The organism is Nocardia sp. NPDC052566 (assembly GCF_044547285.1).
GTDB lineage: Bacteria > Actinomycetota > Actinomycetes > Mycobacteriales > Mycobacteriaceae > Nocardia.
In genome coordinates, this window is sequence record NZ_JBIUAF010000007.1 from 661229 (window position 1) to 677611 (window position 16383).

The following is a 16383-nucleotide window of genomic DNA, read 5'->3' on the forward strand; positions in this document are numbered from 1 at the left end:
CGAATTTGTTGATCGGCGAGTGAAACATGTTGCTACTGTGCTCGAAACGTGACCGGGGCCACCCGTTCCGCTGAACGATTTCGGGACTTCATGCAATGACCTCGCTCGCCCCATCTCCCCGAGCCCTCGCGCGAATCGCCGGGCTGCTCACCTGTTTCGCACTCGCGCTCGGCGCGACGCCCACGGTGCACGCGGCCCCCGCCTATGCGATGTATCTGGATCTGCCCACCGTCAACGGTGACGGCGCGGGCGGCGGCGGGCTGAATCCGGCACTGCCACTGGACGAATCGGTGCTGCTCGACGCGCTCGACCAGGCCAGGGCCGACGGGGTGGCGCCCGCCCGATACGGCACGCTGCTGCACCACTACTGGCTGGTGGTCTCCACCCGCAACGCCGCCATCGACCTCGCGGGCTGGGATCCGGCGCGCGGCGTGCACGCCAACGAGCGCACCTTCAATCAGGTCTACGTGAACTATCTGCGGCTCGCCACGACGCATCCGCAGTTCTGGTGGGCCGGCCTGGCCGGTATCGCGGGCGGTTCGTTCGCCTCCGGATTCTTCGATATGAGCGATGTCGGCGTGGTGCTCGACGTGCCGGGCATCCACCAGCTCGGCAACGCCGTCGCCGACCTGCTGCGCAACACACCGGCGGAACTGGTGGACATCCTGCCCGCCGATATCAAGCTGCTGGCCACCGAGGGTTCGCGGCTCAGCGCCGACGACGTCGCCTGGTACCAGACCCGGCTGATGATCATGCAGAAGCACATCTTCACCGACCTGGTGCCGATGCACGAGGCGTATGTCGCGCTGGGGATGGGCGGCATCGAGGAGATGTACGCGGCGGGCGTGATCGACGCCGATATCGAAGCTGCCTGGCGGTCCATCGATTCCGGTACACGCGACGGCTACATCGACGCGCTGATCCGGATGACCGATCGCGAACAGAACCACGTCATCGCCGACCAATGGGATGCCACCGCCGCGGGCCGCGCCCCGATCGGCCGGGTACTCACCTACGTCAGCACCGTCGCGGGCAAACCCGCCGTGCCCGGCGTACGCGCACCCGGTATCTTCGCCTCGGCCACCGTCCGCGCCGACGTAGCGGGCCGCACCCTCGCCCTGCGCACCCCACTGCCCGACTTCAACTGGGCCGACCGCGACACCCGCTGGACCTACATCACCGCCGATCTGGTGCCCCGCCACGTCGACATGGAAAGCAACACGGCCTTCGCGGCCTCCTTCCTCGGCGAACCGTTCTGGAACAAGCTCGCCCGCGGTCGTTTGATCCCCCGGCTACCGGAGCTCATCGCGGACCTGACCGCGCAGTGGCAACTGACCGGATAGCGCCGGGGTGGCGCATGTTCGCACGCCGTTTCGCTCCGGATTGCCCGAGCGGGTCGCGGCCTGTCGTGCGGTGGTAGCTGGATCATCGGACGACGTGGCCGGGGTGATGTGGACGGCGCGTCCACTGGCCCAGGTATCCTCGAAGTGCTATGGAGGTATACCGAGTGTCAACAGGCGTATACCTCGTGTCGGGTATTGACCCCTGTACACGTGCTCGCCGGGCCGGTCATCTCGATCGGGTGCCGGGCCGGTCGCGAGCGCTCGCATCGACGAAGGATTTCTCGGATGCATTGCCCGTACTGCCGACATCCTGATTCGCGGGTGGTGGACTCGCGCCTGGCCGAGGAAGGCACGGCCATTCGCCGCCGCCGGTCCTGCCCGCAGTGTGGGCGACGATTCACCACGGTCGAGACCGCGATCCTGTCCGTGGTCAAGCGCAGCGGCGTCACCGAACCGTTCAGCCGCGAGAAGGTCATCCGCGGCGTGCGCCGCGCCTGCCAGGGCCGCGAGGTCGACGACGACGCACTGAACCTGCTGGCCCAGCAGGTCGAAGACGCCGTGCGCGCCAAGGGATCTCCCGAGGTGCCGAGCCACGAGGTCGGCCTGGCCATTCTCGGCCCGCTCCGCGATCTCGACGAGGTCGCCTACCTCCGCTTCGCCTCGGTCTACCGATCCTTCACCTCCGCAGAGGATTTCGAACACGAGATCCAGGAAATGCGCCAGGCCCGCGCCGCCGCCACCGTCCCCGCCGAATAACCCCGCTGGTGCGCGGCGGTGGTCAGCGGATGGCGGCGATGGCCTTGTCTATGCGCTTGAGGGAGACCGGGTAGGGGGTGCCGAGTTTCTGGGCGAAGAGGCTGACGCGGAATTCCTCGATCATCCACCAGATTTCGGTGACGGCGGGGGCGTGTTTGCGGTGGTCGGGGAGTGAGGCGACGAGGCGGTCGTAGGCGGCGAGGGCGCGGTCGAGTTCGGCCATGCCCTGGCGGTCGCGGACGGCCGAGCCGGGGAGGGCGGTGAGGCGGGCGGTGGCGGCTTGGAGGTAGCGGGGCAGGTCGCGCAGGCGGACGCTGCCCCATTCGGAGACGAAGCCGGGGAAGACCAGGTCGTCGAGTTGATGGCGCACATCGTCGGCGATATCGCGCTCGGCGGTTTCGGCGAGTGCCGCCGAAACCTGGTGTGCCGCAGCCAATACCGGCACCACGAGGCGGACCATGCGAGCGACGGCGGTGCTCAGCTGCGGCCGGAGCGCGGTGACCAGCGCGTCGAATTTGCCGGGGCTGCGCACCGGACCGCCTGCCGCGGCGATCAATTCGTCGGCCGCGGCCGCACGGCAGTCCTCGACCAGTGCGTCCAGTGAGCCGTACGGATTCTGGCTCAGCGCCAGACGATCCGCCGGCGGCAGGCCCGCGGTCACGGTGCGCGCCGAGGTGGGGATCGCGTGCAGCACCAGCGCCCTGGTGCCCGCCCGCATCGCATTCGCCTGTTCGGCAGGCGAACTCAGCACGCGCACCGCGACGCCGTCGCCCTCGGGCACCAGCGCCGGATAGCCGGTGACGGTCTGCCCGGCGACCTGCCGCTTCACGGTCGGCGCCAGATCGCCGAGCGATTCGGAGGTCCACACCGTCGCGGCGGCCCGCTCCGCGCCCGCGGTGGCCCGCGCGACCGAGGCGGAGACCTGCTCGGCCAGCTGTGTTTTCAGCGCGGCCAGGCTCTTGCCGCTGGCGACGGTGGCGCCCGACGGATCGGTGACGGCGAAGGTCATCCGCAGATGGTCCGGTAACGCGGAGACGGTGAGACTATCCGGCGCGATGGTCACCGAGCCGAGCCGGGACAGCTCCCTGGCCAGTCCGATACGCAGCGGTTCGGCGCGCGGGGTGAGCGCGGCCAGCGCCGCCGCCGCGAAGTCGGGCGCGGGAACAACGGTGCGCCGCAATGCCTTCGGCAACGTTTTGATCAGCGCGGCGGCCAGTTCCTCACGCATGCCCGGCACCAGCCAGTCGAAGCCGACGGCACGCACATGCGCCAGCTGCGCCACCGGAATGTGCACGGTGACACCGTCGTCGGCGTTGCCCGGCTCGAATTGATAAGTGAGCGGGAAGCTCAGCTCGCCCTGCCGCCAGGCGTCCGGGAAGTCGGACGGGTCCAGTGTCGCCGCGCCCTCGTTGACCACGGTGCTGCTGGAGAAGTCGAGCAGCGCGGGCTCTTTGCGGCGCGCGGTGCGCCACCAGCTGTCGAAGTGGCGCACCGAGACGATATCGGCGGGCAGGCGCTTGTCGTAGAACTCGAACAGCACCTCGTCGTCGACCAGGATGTCGCGGCGGCGCGCCCGATGCTCCAGATCCGCGACATCGTCGAGTAACTCGCGGTTGCGGTGGAAGAACTCGTGGCGGGTCTGCCATTCGCCCTGTACCAGCGCGTGCCGGATGAACAGCTCGCGCGACAGCTCCTGGTCGATGCGGCCGTAATCGACCGGCCTGCCGGTGACCAGTGGGATGCCGTACAGCGTGACCCGCTCATACGCCCGCGCCGCACCGCGCTTGGCCGACCAATGCGGTTCGGAATAGGTGCGTTTCACCAGATCGCCCGCGAGGCGTTCGGCCCACTCGGGTTCCACCCGCGCCGCCATCCGTCCCCACAGCCGCGAGGTTTCCACCAGTTCGGCCGCCATCACCCACCGCGGCGGCTTCTTGGCCAGCGACGACCCGGGAAAGATCATGAACTTGGCATTGCGCGCGCCGAGGAACTCCCGCGACTCCGCCTCCCGCACCCCGATATGCGACAGCATGCCGGATAACAGCGCCTGATGAATCGACGTCGCATCCCACGGGGTGCCGTCATCAACCGCGACGGCCGCACCGGCTCGCCCGCGCCCCGAGTTCCCGGCAGCACGACCACCCGATCGGTCACGCCCAGAGCCGCCCTCGCCCGCCGCCGAACGCGAGTCATTCCCGCCGCGCGATCGGCCGCCTGCTGCCGAGCCGCTGTCGCCCTCCGCCGTACGGGAATTCGTCGTGCGCTGTCCGGATCGGCTGCCGCCCGGGGCGGAACTGCTCTCGGTTGCTGCCGCGCGGGAGTCCTTTGCGCTGCGTCCTGGTCGGCCATCATCCGCTGCCGAGCTGCGATAGTCCTGCGCTGCGAGCGAATCGTTCGCGCTGCGTCCCGACCGGCCGCCATCCGCTGCCGAGCCTTCCGCTGCACGGGAATTCGTGGTGCCGCGCCTGGATCGCCCGCCCTCGGCCGCGGATCCGCCTGTCTGCCCGGCGTTCTCACTCGACCAGCCGAGGCCCCTGGTGATGGTGCGTAGCTGGCCGTGTAGGTCCTGCCACTCGCGGATGCGCAGGTAGTGCAGGAATTCCTCGCGGCACATGCGGCGGAATTGGTTGGACGACAACGACTTGCGCTGTTCGGTGAGGTACTCCCACAGGCGCAGGTAGGCGAGGAAGTCGGAGTTCTCGACGGTGAAGCGCGCGTGTTTGGTGTCGGCGGCCTGTTGATGTTCGGCCGGGCGTTCCCGGACATCCTGAATCGACAGTGCCGCGACGATGATCAGCACATCGGCCAGGCAGCCGTTCTTGTTCGCCTCGACCAGCATGCGCGCCATCCGCGGATCCACCGGCAGCTGGGCCATTTCGCGCCCGATCGGCGTCAGGGTCAACCCGGCGTCGGCGGTCTCCGCGGCCTCGGTCTTGCGGTGCGCCTCGGAATCTGCCTGCGCGGAGCCGTCTTCGGCCGCACCCGTACCGCGACCGGCCCGGCGAGCGGGTGCCAGTGCGCCCAGCTCTTCGAGCAACGCGATGCCATCGCGAATGGCACGGCGATCGGGCGCCTCGACGAACGGGAACCCCTCGATATCGCCCAGCCCGAGCGCCGTCATCTGCAGGATGACCGCGGCGAGGTTGGTCCGCAGGATCTCCGGTTCGGTGAACGCGGGGCGTGCTTCGAAATCGTCCTCGGCGTAGAGCCGGATGCAGATGCCGTCCGCGACACGGCCGCAGCGCCCCGAGCGCTGCCGCCCCGAGGCCTGCGAGACCGGTTCGATCGGCAGCCGCTGCACCTTGGTGCGCATCGAATAGCGCGAGATGCGTGCCGTGCCAGGGTCGATGACGTACCGGATGCCGGGAACCGTCAGCGAGGTCTCCGCCACATTGGTGGCGAGCACCACGCGACGCCCGGTGTGCGGCGCGAAGACGCGATGCTGTTCGGCCGCGGACAACCGCGCGTACAGCGGCACGATCTCGGTGCGCGGCAGCTTCAGATCGCGCAAAGCGTCGGCGGTATCCCGGATTTCGCGCTCGCCGGACAGGAACACCAGCACATCGCCGTCACCCTCGGCGAACAGCTCGACCACGCCGTCGGCGATGGCGTCGGTGGGGTCGCGGTCGACGACGCGGGTGTCCTCGTCGTCCTCGTCGACCGACGGCAGCTCCAGTGACAGTGGGCGATAACGGATCTCGACCGGATACGAGCGGCCCGACACCTCGACGATCGGCGCCGGGGTGCCGCTCGCATCGATGAAGTGGTTCGCGAACAGCTCCGGATCGATGGTGGCCGAGGTGATGATCACCTTCAGATCCGGTCGGCGCGGCAGCAATTGCTTGAGGTAGCCGAGCAGGAAGTCGATATTGAGGCTGCGTTCGTGCGCCTCGTCGATGATGATCGTGTCGTAGCGGCGCAGCAGCCGGTCGCGCTGGATCTCGGCGAGCAGGATGCCGTCGGTCATCAGCTTCACCAGCGTGCGCTCGGACGCCTGATCGGTGAAACGGACGGTGTAGCCGATGACATCGCCGAGTTCGGTGCCCAGTTCTTCGGCGATGCGCTCGGCCACGGTGCGCGCGGCCAGCCTGCGCGGCTGGGTGTGGCCGATGGTGCCGCGGATGCCGCGCCCGAGTTCCAGGCAGATCTTCGGGATCTGGGTGGTCTTACCGGAACCGGTCTCGCCTGCCACGATGACGACCTGGTGCTCGGCGATGGCCTTCGCGATATCGGCGCGGCGCGCGGTGACCGGGAGTTGCTCCGGGTAGCGGATTTCGGGTACCGCGGCGCGGCGGGCCTCGACCCGTCCCTCGGCGGCCGTGATGTCGGCGGCGATACCGGCGAGATCCGCGCCGCGGGCCCGGTCGAGGCGCCGGCGCAACCGGTATTCATCGCGGAGCGTCACGGCGGCCAGTCGGTCACGAAGCTCGCGGAGACTGGGGTCGGCTGTCCTGGTCATTGCCTCCTCAGCGTAGCGAAACGGCGCCACCGAATTTCCGCGTGGACCGGGCATCCGGTCCGCGAACGCCGCGACACGACCAGTCCGACCGGCCGGTTTTTCTCGGTCGACCCCCGCTGATGTGCGACGATCCGCTGATGACCGCCCTGCGGGCCCCACTGTGGATTCGTGTCCTGCGCTTGGCCTTTGCCGTGCTCGGGGTGGTGGCGCTGGCGTGGATACCGCTGCGCAACCTCGACACACCCAGCTTCTCGGCGGCGAACTACTTCAGCTACTTCACCATCCAGTCCAACGTGCTCGGCGTGGTGGTGCTGATGATCGGCGCACTGCGCGATCCGCTCGACCGCCGCTGGCAGGTCATCCGCGGGGCGAGCACGCTGTACCTGGTGATCACCGGCATCGTCTACGCCGTGCTGCTCGCGAACATCGACGTGATGCTCACCGATCGGTGGATCAACGACATCCTGCACCGCGTGCTGCCGATCGTGCTCCTCGTCGACTGGCTCCTGGTTCCGGTGTCGCTCGGCCTCTCCGCGCGCCTGCTCGCCGGCTGGCTCGGCTACCCGGTGGTCTACGGCGTCTACACCCTGATCCGCGGCCCGATCGTCGACTGGTACCCCTACCCGTTCCTGGATCCGCGCGAGCGAGGGTACTTTTCACTCGCCCTCGGCCTGGTGGCGCTGGTCGCCGTCTTCCTGCTGCTCGCGATCGCGGTCGCGGCCCTCGGTGCGCTGATCGTGCGATGGCGCGCACCCGCCCGGAGCTAGTTCCCGGCTCGTCAGCCGAGCGCAGTCGAATGGCCCTGCGACACGCCGTAATCGGGGGCCATTCGCTTGCGCTCGACGGATCTCGAGCACTTCCGGCCGCGCACTGGTCAGGCCGAGCTCTTGTCGTAGGGATACGGCCTGCGTGGGCGTTGCGGTGGGCGGTCGGCATCGACGGAAGCAAATCCCGATGCGAGGAAGTACAGCGTCCAGTAGCCGATGCTCTTGGCGATCCACCAGGTGTATTTCCAGAACATCACTCCAGCATCGCTAGCCGCCGTCCACTATGGCAAATATGTGGCAATCATCAGCGACGAAAGGGGTGCGGTGTCGGCGCGTGGCAACCTCCGACTGGTCTGATTTGTGAGTTGTGTAACAATCGGCCGATGAGCGCCGTCGAGGTGTCGCCCGGGTGGGTTCGAGCGTTGCGAGTCGGCTTCGCCGTGCTGGCGCTCATCGCCCTGATCCGCGATCTGGTACCCGATTCCGGGGAGATCGGCTACTCGGTGGCGAATGAGCTGAGCTACTTCACCATCCAGTCGAACGTGATTGCCGCTGTCGTGCTGCTGGTCGGCGGGCTGCGCGATCCACGGGATCGCCGGTGGCAGGCGATCCGCTGCGCCGCGACGCTCTACCTGGTGATCACCGGCATCGTCTACGCGGTACTGCTGTCGCACCTCGGTTACGGCGCGGCACATCCCTGGGTCAACGACGTGCTGCACCGGGTGATGCCGATCGTCGTGGTGGTCGATTGGGTGCTCGTACCGGTGGCGCTCGGGATCACCGAGCGGTTGATCGGGGGTTTGCTGATCTACCCGCTGGTGTACGGCATCTACACTCTGATCCGCGGGCCGATCGTGGATTGGTACCCGTATCCGTTCATTGATCCGCGTCACCAGGGTTATGTGTCGATGACCATCGGCCTCGTCGTGCTCGCCGTCGGATTCGCCCTGCTCGCCGTCGCGATCGTGGCGCTCGGCGACCTGTGCGGCAGGCGGCGCGTTTCGCTCTGAGGTCCTGTCCTGCGGTAAAGGTGGTTGTCATGAATGCGCTTTGGCATGGATTCGCCGATATGGGTGCCGTCGAACGCGACGGCGCCTTCGTGGTCGCGCGCGGAGAGGGCGCCTACGTCTATGACGCGGAGGGCACCCGGTATCTCGACGCGACGGCGGGCCTGTGGTTCACCAACGTCGGGCACGGTCGCGCGGAGATCGCCGACGCGGTAGCCGAGCAATTGCGTACCGTCGCGCACTACTCCAACTTCGGCGATCTCACCGCGCCGGTCACCCAGGCGCTGGCCGAGCGGCTGTCCGCGATCGCGCCGGTGCCGGGCAGCAAGATCTTCTTCACCTCGGGCGGCTCGGATTCGGTGGACACCGCCGCCAAGCTCGCCCGCCGCTACTGGCACGAGATGGGCCGCCCGGACAAGAAGATCGTGGTCGGGCGCCGGATGGCCTACCACGGCATGCACTACGCGGGGACGGCGCTCGGCGGCATCCCGGTCAACCGCGAGGGCTACGGCGAACTGGTGCCCGATACCCGCACCATCGAATGGGACGACGCCAAGGCGCTGCTCGCGCTGATCGAGGAGATCGGCGCGGAGAACATCGCCGCGTTCTTCTGCGAGCCGATCATCGGCGCGGGCGGTGTGTACCTGCCGCCGGACGGCTACCTGGCCGAGGCGCGCCGCATCTGCCGCGACAACGACATCCTGTTCGTCGCCGACGAGGTGGTCACCGGATTCGGCCGTATCGGCGGATCCTGGTTCGCCTCTTCGCGTTTCGGCCTGGAACCGGATCTGATGACCACGGCCAAGGGCCTCACCTCCGGCTACATCCCGATGGGCGCGGTGTTCATCGCGCCGCGGATCGCCGAGCCGTTCTTCGCGGGCGGTACGTGGTGGCGCCACGGCTACACCTACGGCGGGCACGCGGGCGCCGCCGCGGCCGCCATGGCCAACCTGGACATCATCGAGCGCGAGGGCCTGCTCGACGAGGCCGAGCGGCTGGAGTCGACGCTGCACGACAAGCTCGCCCCGCTGGCCGAGCATCCGCGGGTCGCCGAGATCCGCAGCGGTCTCGGCGCGGTCGCCGCGGTTCAGCTCGTCGATCCGTCCGAGGGGCTGCCCCTGGTGAAAACCCTTCGCGCACACGGTGTTTCGGGGCGTGCCGCGGGGCAGGGCGCGATGCAGATCTCCCCGTCGTTCGTGATGAGCGACGATCAGGTCGACGAGCTCGTCGCGGGCTTCACCCGCGCGCTGGGGTAGGTCGCCCGCGAGCTCCGGTGCCCTCGTGCGGCTGCTGACGTGTGCGAGGGCGCTACCGCGGCGGCTGGAGCGCTAGCGTCATGTAGACGCTGTTCGGGTCGTCGGTGTAGTCGGCGAACGGGCCGCATTCGGTGAAACCGTGCCTGGCGTACAGCCGCCGCGCGGGCGCGAAGAAGTCCTGCGTGCCGGTCTCCAGGCTGAGTCGCCGATAGCCGCGGCCGCGTGCCTCGGCGATCAGGTGCCGCACCAGGGTCGAGGCGATGCCGCGCCCGGTCAGGTGGGTGGCGGTGCGCATCGACTTGATCTCGGCGTTGGCCGGGTCGAGTTCCTTCAGCGCGCCGCAGCCCGCCAGCTCCGTCTCGGTCCACGCGGTCCACACGGTGATCTCCGGCTTGCGCAGTGCGTCCAGGTCGAGCGCGTGCACGCTCTCGGCGGGCGAGGTGGCGTACATATCGGCCAGGTGTTGCCGCAGCAGCGCCGCGAGTTCCTGACCCGAGACGTCGTCGACGACGATGCGTAGCGCGGCACTTTCTGTGGACTGATCGGTATGGCTCGACATTTCCCCATTCTGGACGGCGCCGGACGGCCTGTCGCGCCGAAGTCCGGCGCTCGACGGAGACATTGGCCACCCTTTAGTGTGAGGGCGGCCGCCCTCGCCGGTACCAGGCAGGCGACGGACTCACCTAGGTGGACAACGATGTCGATATTCGAGACGCTCGCGCACCGTGTGCCGGTGGCCCGCAGGGCCGCCGACGAAACCTACTACGCGGCGCTCGCGGTGCGCGCCGGGCTCGCCACGCCGGAGCGGCCGGATCGCCTGGCGCGCATGGGTTTCGCGGTGCTGCGGTCCGGGCTGGTCGGCGGGCTCGTCACGGTGGCCGCGCTGCGCTACCGCGAACGCGCCGCGCTGATCGATGAGCTCGGCTCCGTGAGTTTTCGCGAACTCGACGAGCGCAGTACGGCATTGGCCAACGCGTGGCGGGCGCGCGGGCTGCGCGACGGCGAGGGCGTGGCGATTCTGGCGCGCAATCACCGAGGCTTCCACTACGCCGTCTTCGCCGCCGCCAAGTGCGGTGCGCGAATCGTATTGCTCAACACCGATTTCGCCGGTCCGCAGCTGTGCGAGGTGGTCGAGCGCGAAGGCGCGGATCTGCTGGTCTACGACGACGAATACGCGGGCGTGCTCGGCGATCTCGCGCCGCGGCGCGGCCGCTACCGCGCCTGGGCCGACCGGCCCGGCGCCGACACATTGGACAACCTGATCGCCAGCGGCGCGCGCACCCCGCCGCGGCGGCCGCGCACCACGGCCAGGATCATCCTGCTGACCAGCGGCACCACCGGAACCCCCAAGGGCGCCGGGCGCAGCGACCCCACCTCGCTCGCACCGCTCGGCGCGATTCTGGCCAAGGTGCCGCTGCGGGCGCGCGGCATCACCGAATGCCCCGCGCCGCTGTTCCATACGCTCGGTTTCGGGCACGCCATCCTGGCGATCGGCTTCGGTTCGACGCTGGTGATCCGCCGCCGCTTCGATCCGCACGCGGTACTCGACAGTTTGGACCGCCATCGCGCCACCCTCATGGTCGCGGTGCCGGTGATGCTGCAGCGGCTGGTCGATCTGGGCCCGGAAGCCCGTGCGGGACACGACTTCTCCCGGTTGCGCGTCATCTTCGTGGCCGGTTCGCAGCTGGGCGCGGAGCTGGCGGTCCGGGTGACCGAGGCGTTCGGCCCGGTGGTGTACAACGTGTACGGCTCCACCGAGGTGTCCTACGCGACCATCGCCACCCCCGCGGATCTCGCGGCCGAACCCGGTTGCGTCGGCAGCCCGGTGCCCGGCACCACCGTGCGGATCTTCGACGACGACGATCGCGCGGTGTCCACCGGCGCCACCGGCCGCATCTTCGTCGGCACCAGCTATCAGTTCGAGGGCTATACCGGCGGTGGCGACAAGGCCAGGATCGGCGGGCTCATGTCCACCGGCGACGTCGGCCACTTCGACCGCGCCGGACGGCTTTTCATCGACGGCAGGGACGACGACATGATCGTCTCCGGCGGCGAGAACGTCTTTCCCGGCGAGGTCGAGGAACTGCTCGCCGCGCATCCCGCGGTCGAGGAGGTCAGCGCGTTCGGCGTGCCCGACGACAGATACGGCCAGCGCCTGCGCGCGGTCATCGTTGTCCGGGAAGGGCATTCGCTCACCGATGAGCAGGTCCGCGAGCACGTGAAGAGCCACCTCGCCCGCTTCAAGGTGCCCCGCGACGTGCTGTTCATCGATGAACTGCCGCGCAACCCGACCGGCAAGGTGCTCAAGCGGGTGCTGCGCGACCTGTGACGACCGGGGCCCCGCACACCTCGAGGCCCCTCACACGCCGGTTTGGGCGGCAAGCCCGGCATGTGAGGAACCACGGAGATGTGCGGGGCGGTCTCGGGTCAGGTGGTACCGAGGATGCGGCGTAGTGAATCGGGGTGGGGCAGTAGCGCGGAGCGGAACCGGCTGACCGGGGGCACACCGACCAGGCCGCCGCGCCCGCGTTCCACGCAGTCCACGATCGCGTCGGCCACCGCCTCCGGATCGGTGACATAGCCGGGCGCCACGGTGCTCACCGTGACCCCCTGCTCCGCCAGCCCACGGTGCAGCGCGGTGCCGAGCCCGATCACCGCGTGTTTGGTCGCGCAGTACACGGCGGCGCCGAGTGCGGTGGCCACGCCCGCCGCCGAGCCGATGTTCACGATGTGGCCGTGGCCCTGTGCGACGAAGCGCGCGCCGGCCAGCCGGGACCCGGTGATCACCGCGCGCAGGTTGACATCGATCTGATGGTCGGACTCCCGTTCGGTTTCGGCCAGGAATGCCTCCGTCGGGCTGACGTCGGCGGCGTTGACCACCACGTCGAGGCCGCCGAGCTTGCGATCGGCGGCCGCGAGGAATTCGGCGAAGCGGCCGCTGTCGGTGACATCGAGCGCGAGGCCGAACACCGTGCCGCCGTGGATCCGGTTGAGCTGGGTCGCGACGGCGCGGACTCGGCCCGGATCGAGGTCGCCGATCGCGATGTCGGCTCCCTCCGCCAGGAACGCCAACGCCGCCTCACGCCCGATGCCGTGCGTGCCGCCGGTGATCGCGACACGTTTGCCGACAAGTGCCTTCTTCGACATGAACTTTCGCCTGCCTTCATGCTTTTCGCCTACTACGACGGTAGGTGCGCCCCGATTGGCGTTCCATGCGATATCGGGTCATGACCTTCTGGATACCGGCCAGCATCCCGCCGGAATGCGGACGTGGGGAGAGGCGACGACCTTGTCCTTGCTTTGTCCGGCCAAAAACTTACCGATTCCGGCCACCGTGCCGAACGATGAAGTAGTGACCTCGTGGGAGTGGCGGCGGTCGGTGACGAACGCGGCGATCCTCGCCGATGTGGCGATGGATCACGGCCTGGCACTGGCGGATTGTCTGCAAGACACCGGTATCGACAAACAACTTCTGGACACCCCCGGCGCGGAGATCACCGCGGGCCAGGAGATCCAGCTGATCCGCAATATGGTGAACCTGACCGACGACGAATGGGGGCTCGGCATCGAGGCGGGCGCCCGCACCCGCATCACCACGCACGGCGTCTTCGCGCTCGCGGTGCTCAGCAGCCCGACGATGCGCTCGGCGGTCGATTGCGCCATGCGCTACTTCAGCCTGATGACCTCGTTCGCGCGCGCCTGGCACGAGCACGTCGGCAATGAAGTGCACATGTACGTCGACGATTCCGAGATCCCCAAGGATGTGCGCGGCCTGTGCGGTGAACGCGATATGGCCGCGCTGCTGATGAATTGGGTGCTGGTCTTCGGTGTGCCGCCGCCGGTGCTGCGTGGTGAGGTCGGCGGCGGGCTGCGCGAGCGGGCGCTGCCGATCCTCGAGGAGTTCGGGATTCCCTGTACCGAGGCGGTGGGGCCGCACCTGGCCGTTTTCGACGCGACCGATCTCGACAAGCCCATGCCGCAGGCCAGCCCGCTCAACGCGCTGCTGTTCGAGGAACAGTGCGCCGACCTGCTGCAGCGCCGCGGCCTGCAGCACGGCTTCGCGGGTTCGGTGCGAGAGGTGTTGCTGCACAGCCTCAACGGCAAGATAAGCCAGGAGGACGTCGCCGCCAGCCTGCACATGAGCCTGCGCACGATGCGGCGCAGGCTCGCCGAGGAGGGTACCTCCTATCGGCGCCTGTGCACCGAGACCTTCGGCAACCTCGCCGAGGAACTCCTGGCCACCGGGCTCACCGTGGAGGACGTCGCCTTCCGGATGGGCTACTCCGGTGCGCCGAGCTTTTCCAACGCGTTCAAGCATTGGCGCGGCATTTCCCCTGGCCGCTACGCGCGCGGCGTGACCGACCGGGTGCGCTCCGCGGGCACCTGAGATCGCGGCCGCGCCGCGAAAGGGCCGCCCTGTCGGTGCCCGGTGCGAGCATGGAATGGCGAGAGGTGGTGGGGTATGGCGGATTTCGTCCAGCACTACGGCGTGCTGCGCTGGTCGGTGGTCGCGGCGTTCCTGGTCGCGGCGGCCGTCGTCGGGGTGCGGCTGTGGCAGCCCGTGCTGTCGGCGAGCGGGCGGGCGGAGGTGAATGCCGAACCGCGGCAGGCGGACTCGGTGGACCGGCCGATCGCCTGCCAGGAATCCGATGCCGCCCATCTGCTCATGTGCCTGGTCATGCTCGCCATGCTGGTCTTCCCGGCCGGTGCGAGTCCACACGCCGTCAACGGAGTACTGACGGCGATGGCGGTGGTCTTCGCCGCCCTGCTGATCAGCCGAATAGCCCAGCGGCCCACCGAGGGTCGCCTGCCGCCCGCTGAGCGCATCGTCGTACTCGGCTATCACGTGGTGGCCGCGGCGGCCATGCTCTACGCGATGTCCGGCCACGCCATGGGCGCACGCGGTGGCGGCCCGGCCCCGATCCCCGCGCTCGCGCTGGCCGCGCTGTTCCTCGCCGACGCACTGGCGATCCTGCTCGCCGCGTCCACCGGCCGCCGCTACCGCTGGCTCGCGCACGCGCTCGCGACACCGGGTCCGTCCCTGGCCCTGATCCCGCACGTGGTGATGGATATCGGCACCGCCTACATGCTGATCGCCGCCGTCTCCGGGTAGCCGTGCGCAAAGTGCTCATAGGGTGAGCACTTTGATGCCGATGATGGAGGTATGACTACGGGAGATCACCGGGAAATGCTCGATGGCGCTGAGGTTTTCACCTTCGCCGACGCAGGCGCATGGGAGTCGTGGCTGGCCGGTGCGCACGAGCGGGCCGACGGTGCGTGGCTGCGGATCGCCAAGAAGGGCTCCGGGCGCACGACGATCACGCTGGCCGCGGCCGCCGAGATCGGACTGTGCTACGGCTGGATCGACAGTCAGCGCAAGACGTACGACGCCGACCATTACCTGCAGCGGTATTCGCCGCGTCGTCCGGCCAGTTCCTGGTCGCGGGTCAATGTCGACAAGGCCGAGGCACTGATCGCGGCGGGCCGGATGCGCGCACCCGGATTCGCGGTGATCGCCGCGGCCAAGGCCGACGGCCGCTGGGACGCCGCCTACGCATCGCAGCGCACCGCGACCGTGCCACCCGATCTGGCGGCCGCGCTCGCCGCGGACGTGCGGGCACGGGAGCACTTCGACCGCCTCGACCGCACCCGGCAATACGCGCTGTTGCTGCGGCTGATGAAGGCCAGGACCGCCGACGCCCGGGCCGGACAGCTGCGGCAGATCGTCGCATCGCTGATCCCGTCCGGTCGGTAGTTGAGCGAAACAGCAAGTAGCGGAATGGATTCGGTATCTGTGCGTGGCCGGTCCCGCTTACTATCTCGGATGTGACCGACACTAATCGCGGAGGGGACGAAGTGCCGGAGGTCGTGGTCGTCACCGACCACGCGTCGCCGGAGAAGAGCCGGATCGTGCTACACGAGGCCGTCGCGACGCTGACCGGGCGGGTTCCGATCATGCTCGACGCGCGCGACTTCATGAGCGGCGGAGCGGGGCTGGCCCACTTCGTGGACGGGCGGCTCGTGCTCGAGGTGGCCCGCGACGGGGTGGCCGTCGCGCCGGACGCGGTGCTCGTCTACGAGATCGATCCGGCCGATCGGCCGCGCTTGCGCGAGTTCCAGGATGTGCTGGCGCGCAGCGGTATCGCCTGCTTCGGCGCCGACCGGCAGGCCTGGCGCAACGCCACCGACAAGAGCCGCACGGTCGATTGCTTTGCCAGGCGGGGAATTCCGTACGCCGCCACCGTCACCCTGCGCGACCAGGACGAGCACATCGCGCTGGCCTCCTTCGCCCGGCTCGGTGGTGACGTCTGGACCAGGCCGGTGACCGGGCTCGGCGGCGCGGGCGTCTTCCGTGCCACCACCGCGGGCGAATTGCTGACCGCCCGTGCGTATTACGCGGCGAACGATACCCGCTGGCAGCAGTGCCGCGACGTGCGCAATATCCGCTCGGACGGGCACCGGCATCAGTACCGCGTCGTCGTGCTGCACGATCAGGTGTTGCGGGTCTGCGAACACGTGCAGCCCCGCCACGATCTGCCGTGCAACGAGGCACGGGGCGCCGCGTCGACCGTGCTGCCCCCCGACGCGCTCGCCCGCGGCCTGCGCGAACTCGCGATCGCCGCGACCCGCTCGCTCGGCCTGTCGTTCGGCGGTGTCGATCTGGTGCCGCAGCACGGCGGCTGTGTGTTCGAGGTCAACGTGCACCCGGCGCTGCGGGTGCCGGGTGGCTTGGAATCGGTGGCGTTGCCGCTGGTCGCCCATACGCTGGGCATCGACCGCTGGTGATGGGCCGGG

Annotated in this window: 14 protein-coding genes; 10 read left to right on the top strand and 4 right to left on the bottom strand. The window is 69.0% G+C overall.

Annotated features, from left to right (window positions below; genetic code table 11):
• The first annotated feature begins 95 nt into the window (after positions 1 to 95).
• Together ACIG5A_RS37875 and nrdR are read left to right on the top strand one after the other, a co-directional pair.
• Positions 96 to 1343, top strand: a complete 1248-nt coding sequence (locus ACIG5A_RS37875; protein WP_397249197.1) for a hypothetical protein — start codon at positions 96 to 98, stop codon at positions 1341 to 1343.
• 285 nt (positions 1344 to 1628) lie between these two features.
• Positions 1629 to 2099: a transcriptional regulator NrdR gene (nrdR, locus tag ACIG5A_RS37880; protein WP_397249199.1), complete on the top strand. Its 471-nt coding sequence runs from the start codon at positions 1629 to 1631 to the stop codon at positions 2097 to 2099.
• Between the two features lie 22 nt (positions 2100 to 2121).
• Here the strand turns inward: nrdR and hrpA are convergent, their stop codons facing one another.
• The gene (hrpA, locus tag ACIG5A_RS37885; protein WP_397249201.1) at positions 2122 to 6558 is read right to left on the bottom strand and encodes an ATP-dependent RNA helicase HrpA; all 4437 of its coding nucleotides are present in this window, start codon (positions 6556 to 6558) and stop codon (positions 2122 to 2124) included.
• A 137-nt stretch (positions 6559 to 6695) separates the two neighbouring features.
• Between hrpA and ACIG5A_RS37890 the strand changes: the two genes are divergently transcribed.
• A complete protein-coding gene (locus ACIG5A_RS37890) occupies positions 6696 to 7325 on the top strand; it encodes a Pr6Pr family membrane protein (protein WP_397249203.1) in 630 nt (209 codons plus the stop codon).
• A 107-nt stretch (positions 7326 to 7432) separates the two neighbouring features.
• Here the strand turns inward: ACIG5A_RS37890 and ACIG5A_RS37895 are convergent, their stop codons facing one another.
• Positions 7433 to 7579 (bottom strand): hypothetical protein, encoded by a 147-nt coding sequence (locus ACIG5A_RS37895; protein WP_397249205.1) that lies wholly within the window; start codon positions 7577 to 7579, stop codon positions 7433 to 7435.
• Positions 7580 to 7708: 129 nt separating this feature from the next.
• Here ACIG5A_RS37895 and ACIG5A_RS37900 point away from each other — a divergent pair, with 129 nt between their 5' ends.
• Complete coding sequence (locus tag ACIG5A_RS37900; RefSeq protein ID WP_397249207.1) at positions 7709 to 8335, top strand: Pr6Pr family membrane protein; 627 nt, start codon at positions 7709 to 7711, stop codon at positions 8333 to 8335.
• A 29-nt stretch (positions 8336 to 8364) separates the two neighbouring features.
• Positions 8365 to 9588, top strand: coding sequence for an aspartate aminotransferase family protein (locus tag ACIG5A_RS37905; RefSeq protein ID WP_397249209.1), 1224 nt, complete (start codon positions 8365 to 8367; stop codon positions 9586 to 9588).
• Positions 9589 to 9640: 52 nt separating this feature from the next.
• Here ACIG5A_RS37905 and ACIG5A_RS37910 read toward each other — a convergent pair whose 3' ends face one another.
• The gene (locus ACIG5A_RS37910; RefSeq protein ID WP_397249211.1) at positions 9641 to 10147 is read right to left on the bottom strand and encodes a GNAT family N-acetyltransferase; all 507 of its coding nucleotides are present in this window, start codon (positions 10145 to 10147) and stop codon (positions 9641 to 9643) included.
• A gap of 138 nt (positions 10148 to 10285) precedes the next feature.
• Here ACIG5A_RS37910 and ACIG5A_RS37915 point away from each other — a divergent pair, with 138 nt between their 5' ends.
• Complete coding sequence (locus tag ACIG5A_RS37915; RefSeq protein ID WP_397249213.1) at positions 10286 to 11917, top strand: acyl-CoA synthetase; 1632 nt, start codon at positions 10286 to 10288, stop codon at positions 11915 to 11917.
• A 98-nt stretch (positions 11918 to 12015) separates the two neighbouring features.
• Here the strand turns inward: ACIG5A_RS37915 and ACIG5A_RS37920 are convergent, their stop codons facing one another.
• Positions 12016 to 12735: an SDR family NAD(P)-dependent oxidoreductase gene (locus tag ACIG5A_RS37920; protein ID WP_397249215.1), complete on the bottom strand. Its 720-nt coding sequence runs from the start codon at positions 12733 to 12735 to the stop codon at positions 12016 to 12018.
• A gap of 205 nt (positions 12736 to 12940) precedes the next feature.
• On the opposite strand from ACIG5A_RS37920, the gene ACIG5A_RS37925 reads away from it, so the two are divergent.
• The 4 genes from ACIG5A_RS37925 (at position 12941) to ACIG5A_RS37940 (ending at position 16374) form a co-directional block, all read left to right on the top strand.
• Positions 12941 to 13975, top strand: coding sequence for an AraC family transcriptional regulator ligand-binding domain-containing protein (locus ACIG5A_RS37925; protein ID WP_397249217.1), 1035 nt, complete (start codon positions 12941 to 12943; stop codon positions 13973 to 13975).
• Positions 13976 to 14050: 75 nt separating this feature from the next.
• Positions 14051 to 14701, top strand: coding sequence for a DUF5134 domain-containing protein (locus tag ACIG5A_RS37930; RefSeq protein ID WP_397249219.1), 651 nt, complete (start codon positions 14051 to 14053; stop codon positions 14699 to 14701).
• Positions 14702 to 14752: 51 nt separating this feature from the next.
• On the top strand, positions 14753 to 15343 hold the full coding sequence (locus ACIG5A_RS37935; RefSeq protein WP_397249221.1) for a YdeI family protein: 591 nt from the start codon (positions 14753 to 14755) through the stop codon (positions 15341 to 15343).
• A 71-nt stretch (positions 15344 to 15414) separates the two neighbouring features.
• The gene (locus ACIG5A_RS37940; protein ID WP_397249223.1) at positions 15415 to 16374 is read left to right on the top strand and encodes a RimK family alpha-L-glutamate ligase; all 960 of its coding nucleotides are present in this window, start codon (positions 15415 to 15417) and stop codon (positions 16372 to 16374) included.
• The last annotated feature ends 9 nt before the right edge of the window (positions 16375 to 16383 follow it).

What these genes read in the sequence shown, in the direction of transcription:
- ACIG5A_RS37875 (WP_397249197.1), top strand. Translation starts at nt 96, where the DNA reads ATGACCTCGCTCGCCCCATCTCCCCGAGCCCTCGCGCGAATCGCCGGG.
- nrdR (WP_397249199.1), top strand. Translation starts at nt 1,629, where the DNA reads ATGCATTGCCCGTACTGCCGACATCCTGATTCGCGGGTGGTGGACTCG.
- hrpA (WP_397249201.1), bottom strand. Translation starts at nt 6,558, where the DNA reads ATGACCAGGACAGCCGACCCCAGTCTCCGCGAGCTTCGTGACCGACTG.
- ACIG5A_RS37890 (WP_397249203.1), top strand. Translation starts at nt 6,696, where the DNA reads ATGACCGCCCTGCGGGCCCCACTGTGGATTCGTGTCCTGCGCTTGGCC.
- ACIG5A_RS37895 (WP_397249205.1), bottom strand. Translation starts at nt 7,579, where the DNA reads ATGTTCTGGAAATACACCTGGTGGATCGCCAAGAGCATCGGCTACTGG.
- ACIG5A_RS37900 (WP_397249207.1), top strand. Translation starts at nt 7,709, where the DNA reads ATGAGCGCCGTCGAGGTGTCGCCCGGGTGGGTTCGAGCGTTGCGAGTC.
- ACIG5A_RS37905 (WP_397249209.1), top strand. Translation starts at nt 8,365, where the DNA reads ATGAATGCGCTTTGGCATGGATTCGCCGATATGGGTGCCGTCGAACGC.
- ACIG5A_RS37910 (WP_397249211.1), bottom strand. Translation starts at nt 10,147, where the DNA reads ATGTCGAGCCATACCGATCAGTCCACAGAAAGTGCCGCGCTACGCATC.
- ACIG5A_RS37915 (WP_397249213.1), top strand. Translation starts at nt 10,286, where the DNA reads ATGTCGATATTCGAGACGCTCGCGCACCGTGTGCCGGTGGCCCGCAGG.
- ACIG5A_RS37920 (WP_397249215.1), bottom strand. Translation starts at nt 12,735, where the DNA reads ATGTCGAAGAAGGCACTTGTCGGCAAACGTGTCGCGATCACCGGCGGC.
- ACIG5A_RS37930 (WP_397249219.1), top strand. Translation starts at nt 14,051, where the DNA reads ATGGCGGATTTCGTCCAGCACTACGGCGTGCTGCGCTGGTCGGTGGTC.
- ACIG5A_RS37935 (WP_397249221.1), top strand. Translation starts at nt 14,753, where the DNA reads ATGACTACGGGAGATCACCGGGAAATGCTCGATGGCGCTGAGGTTTTC.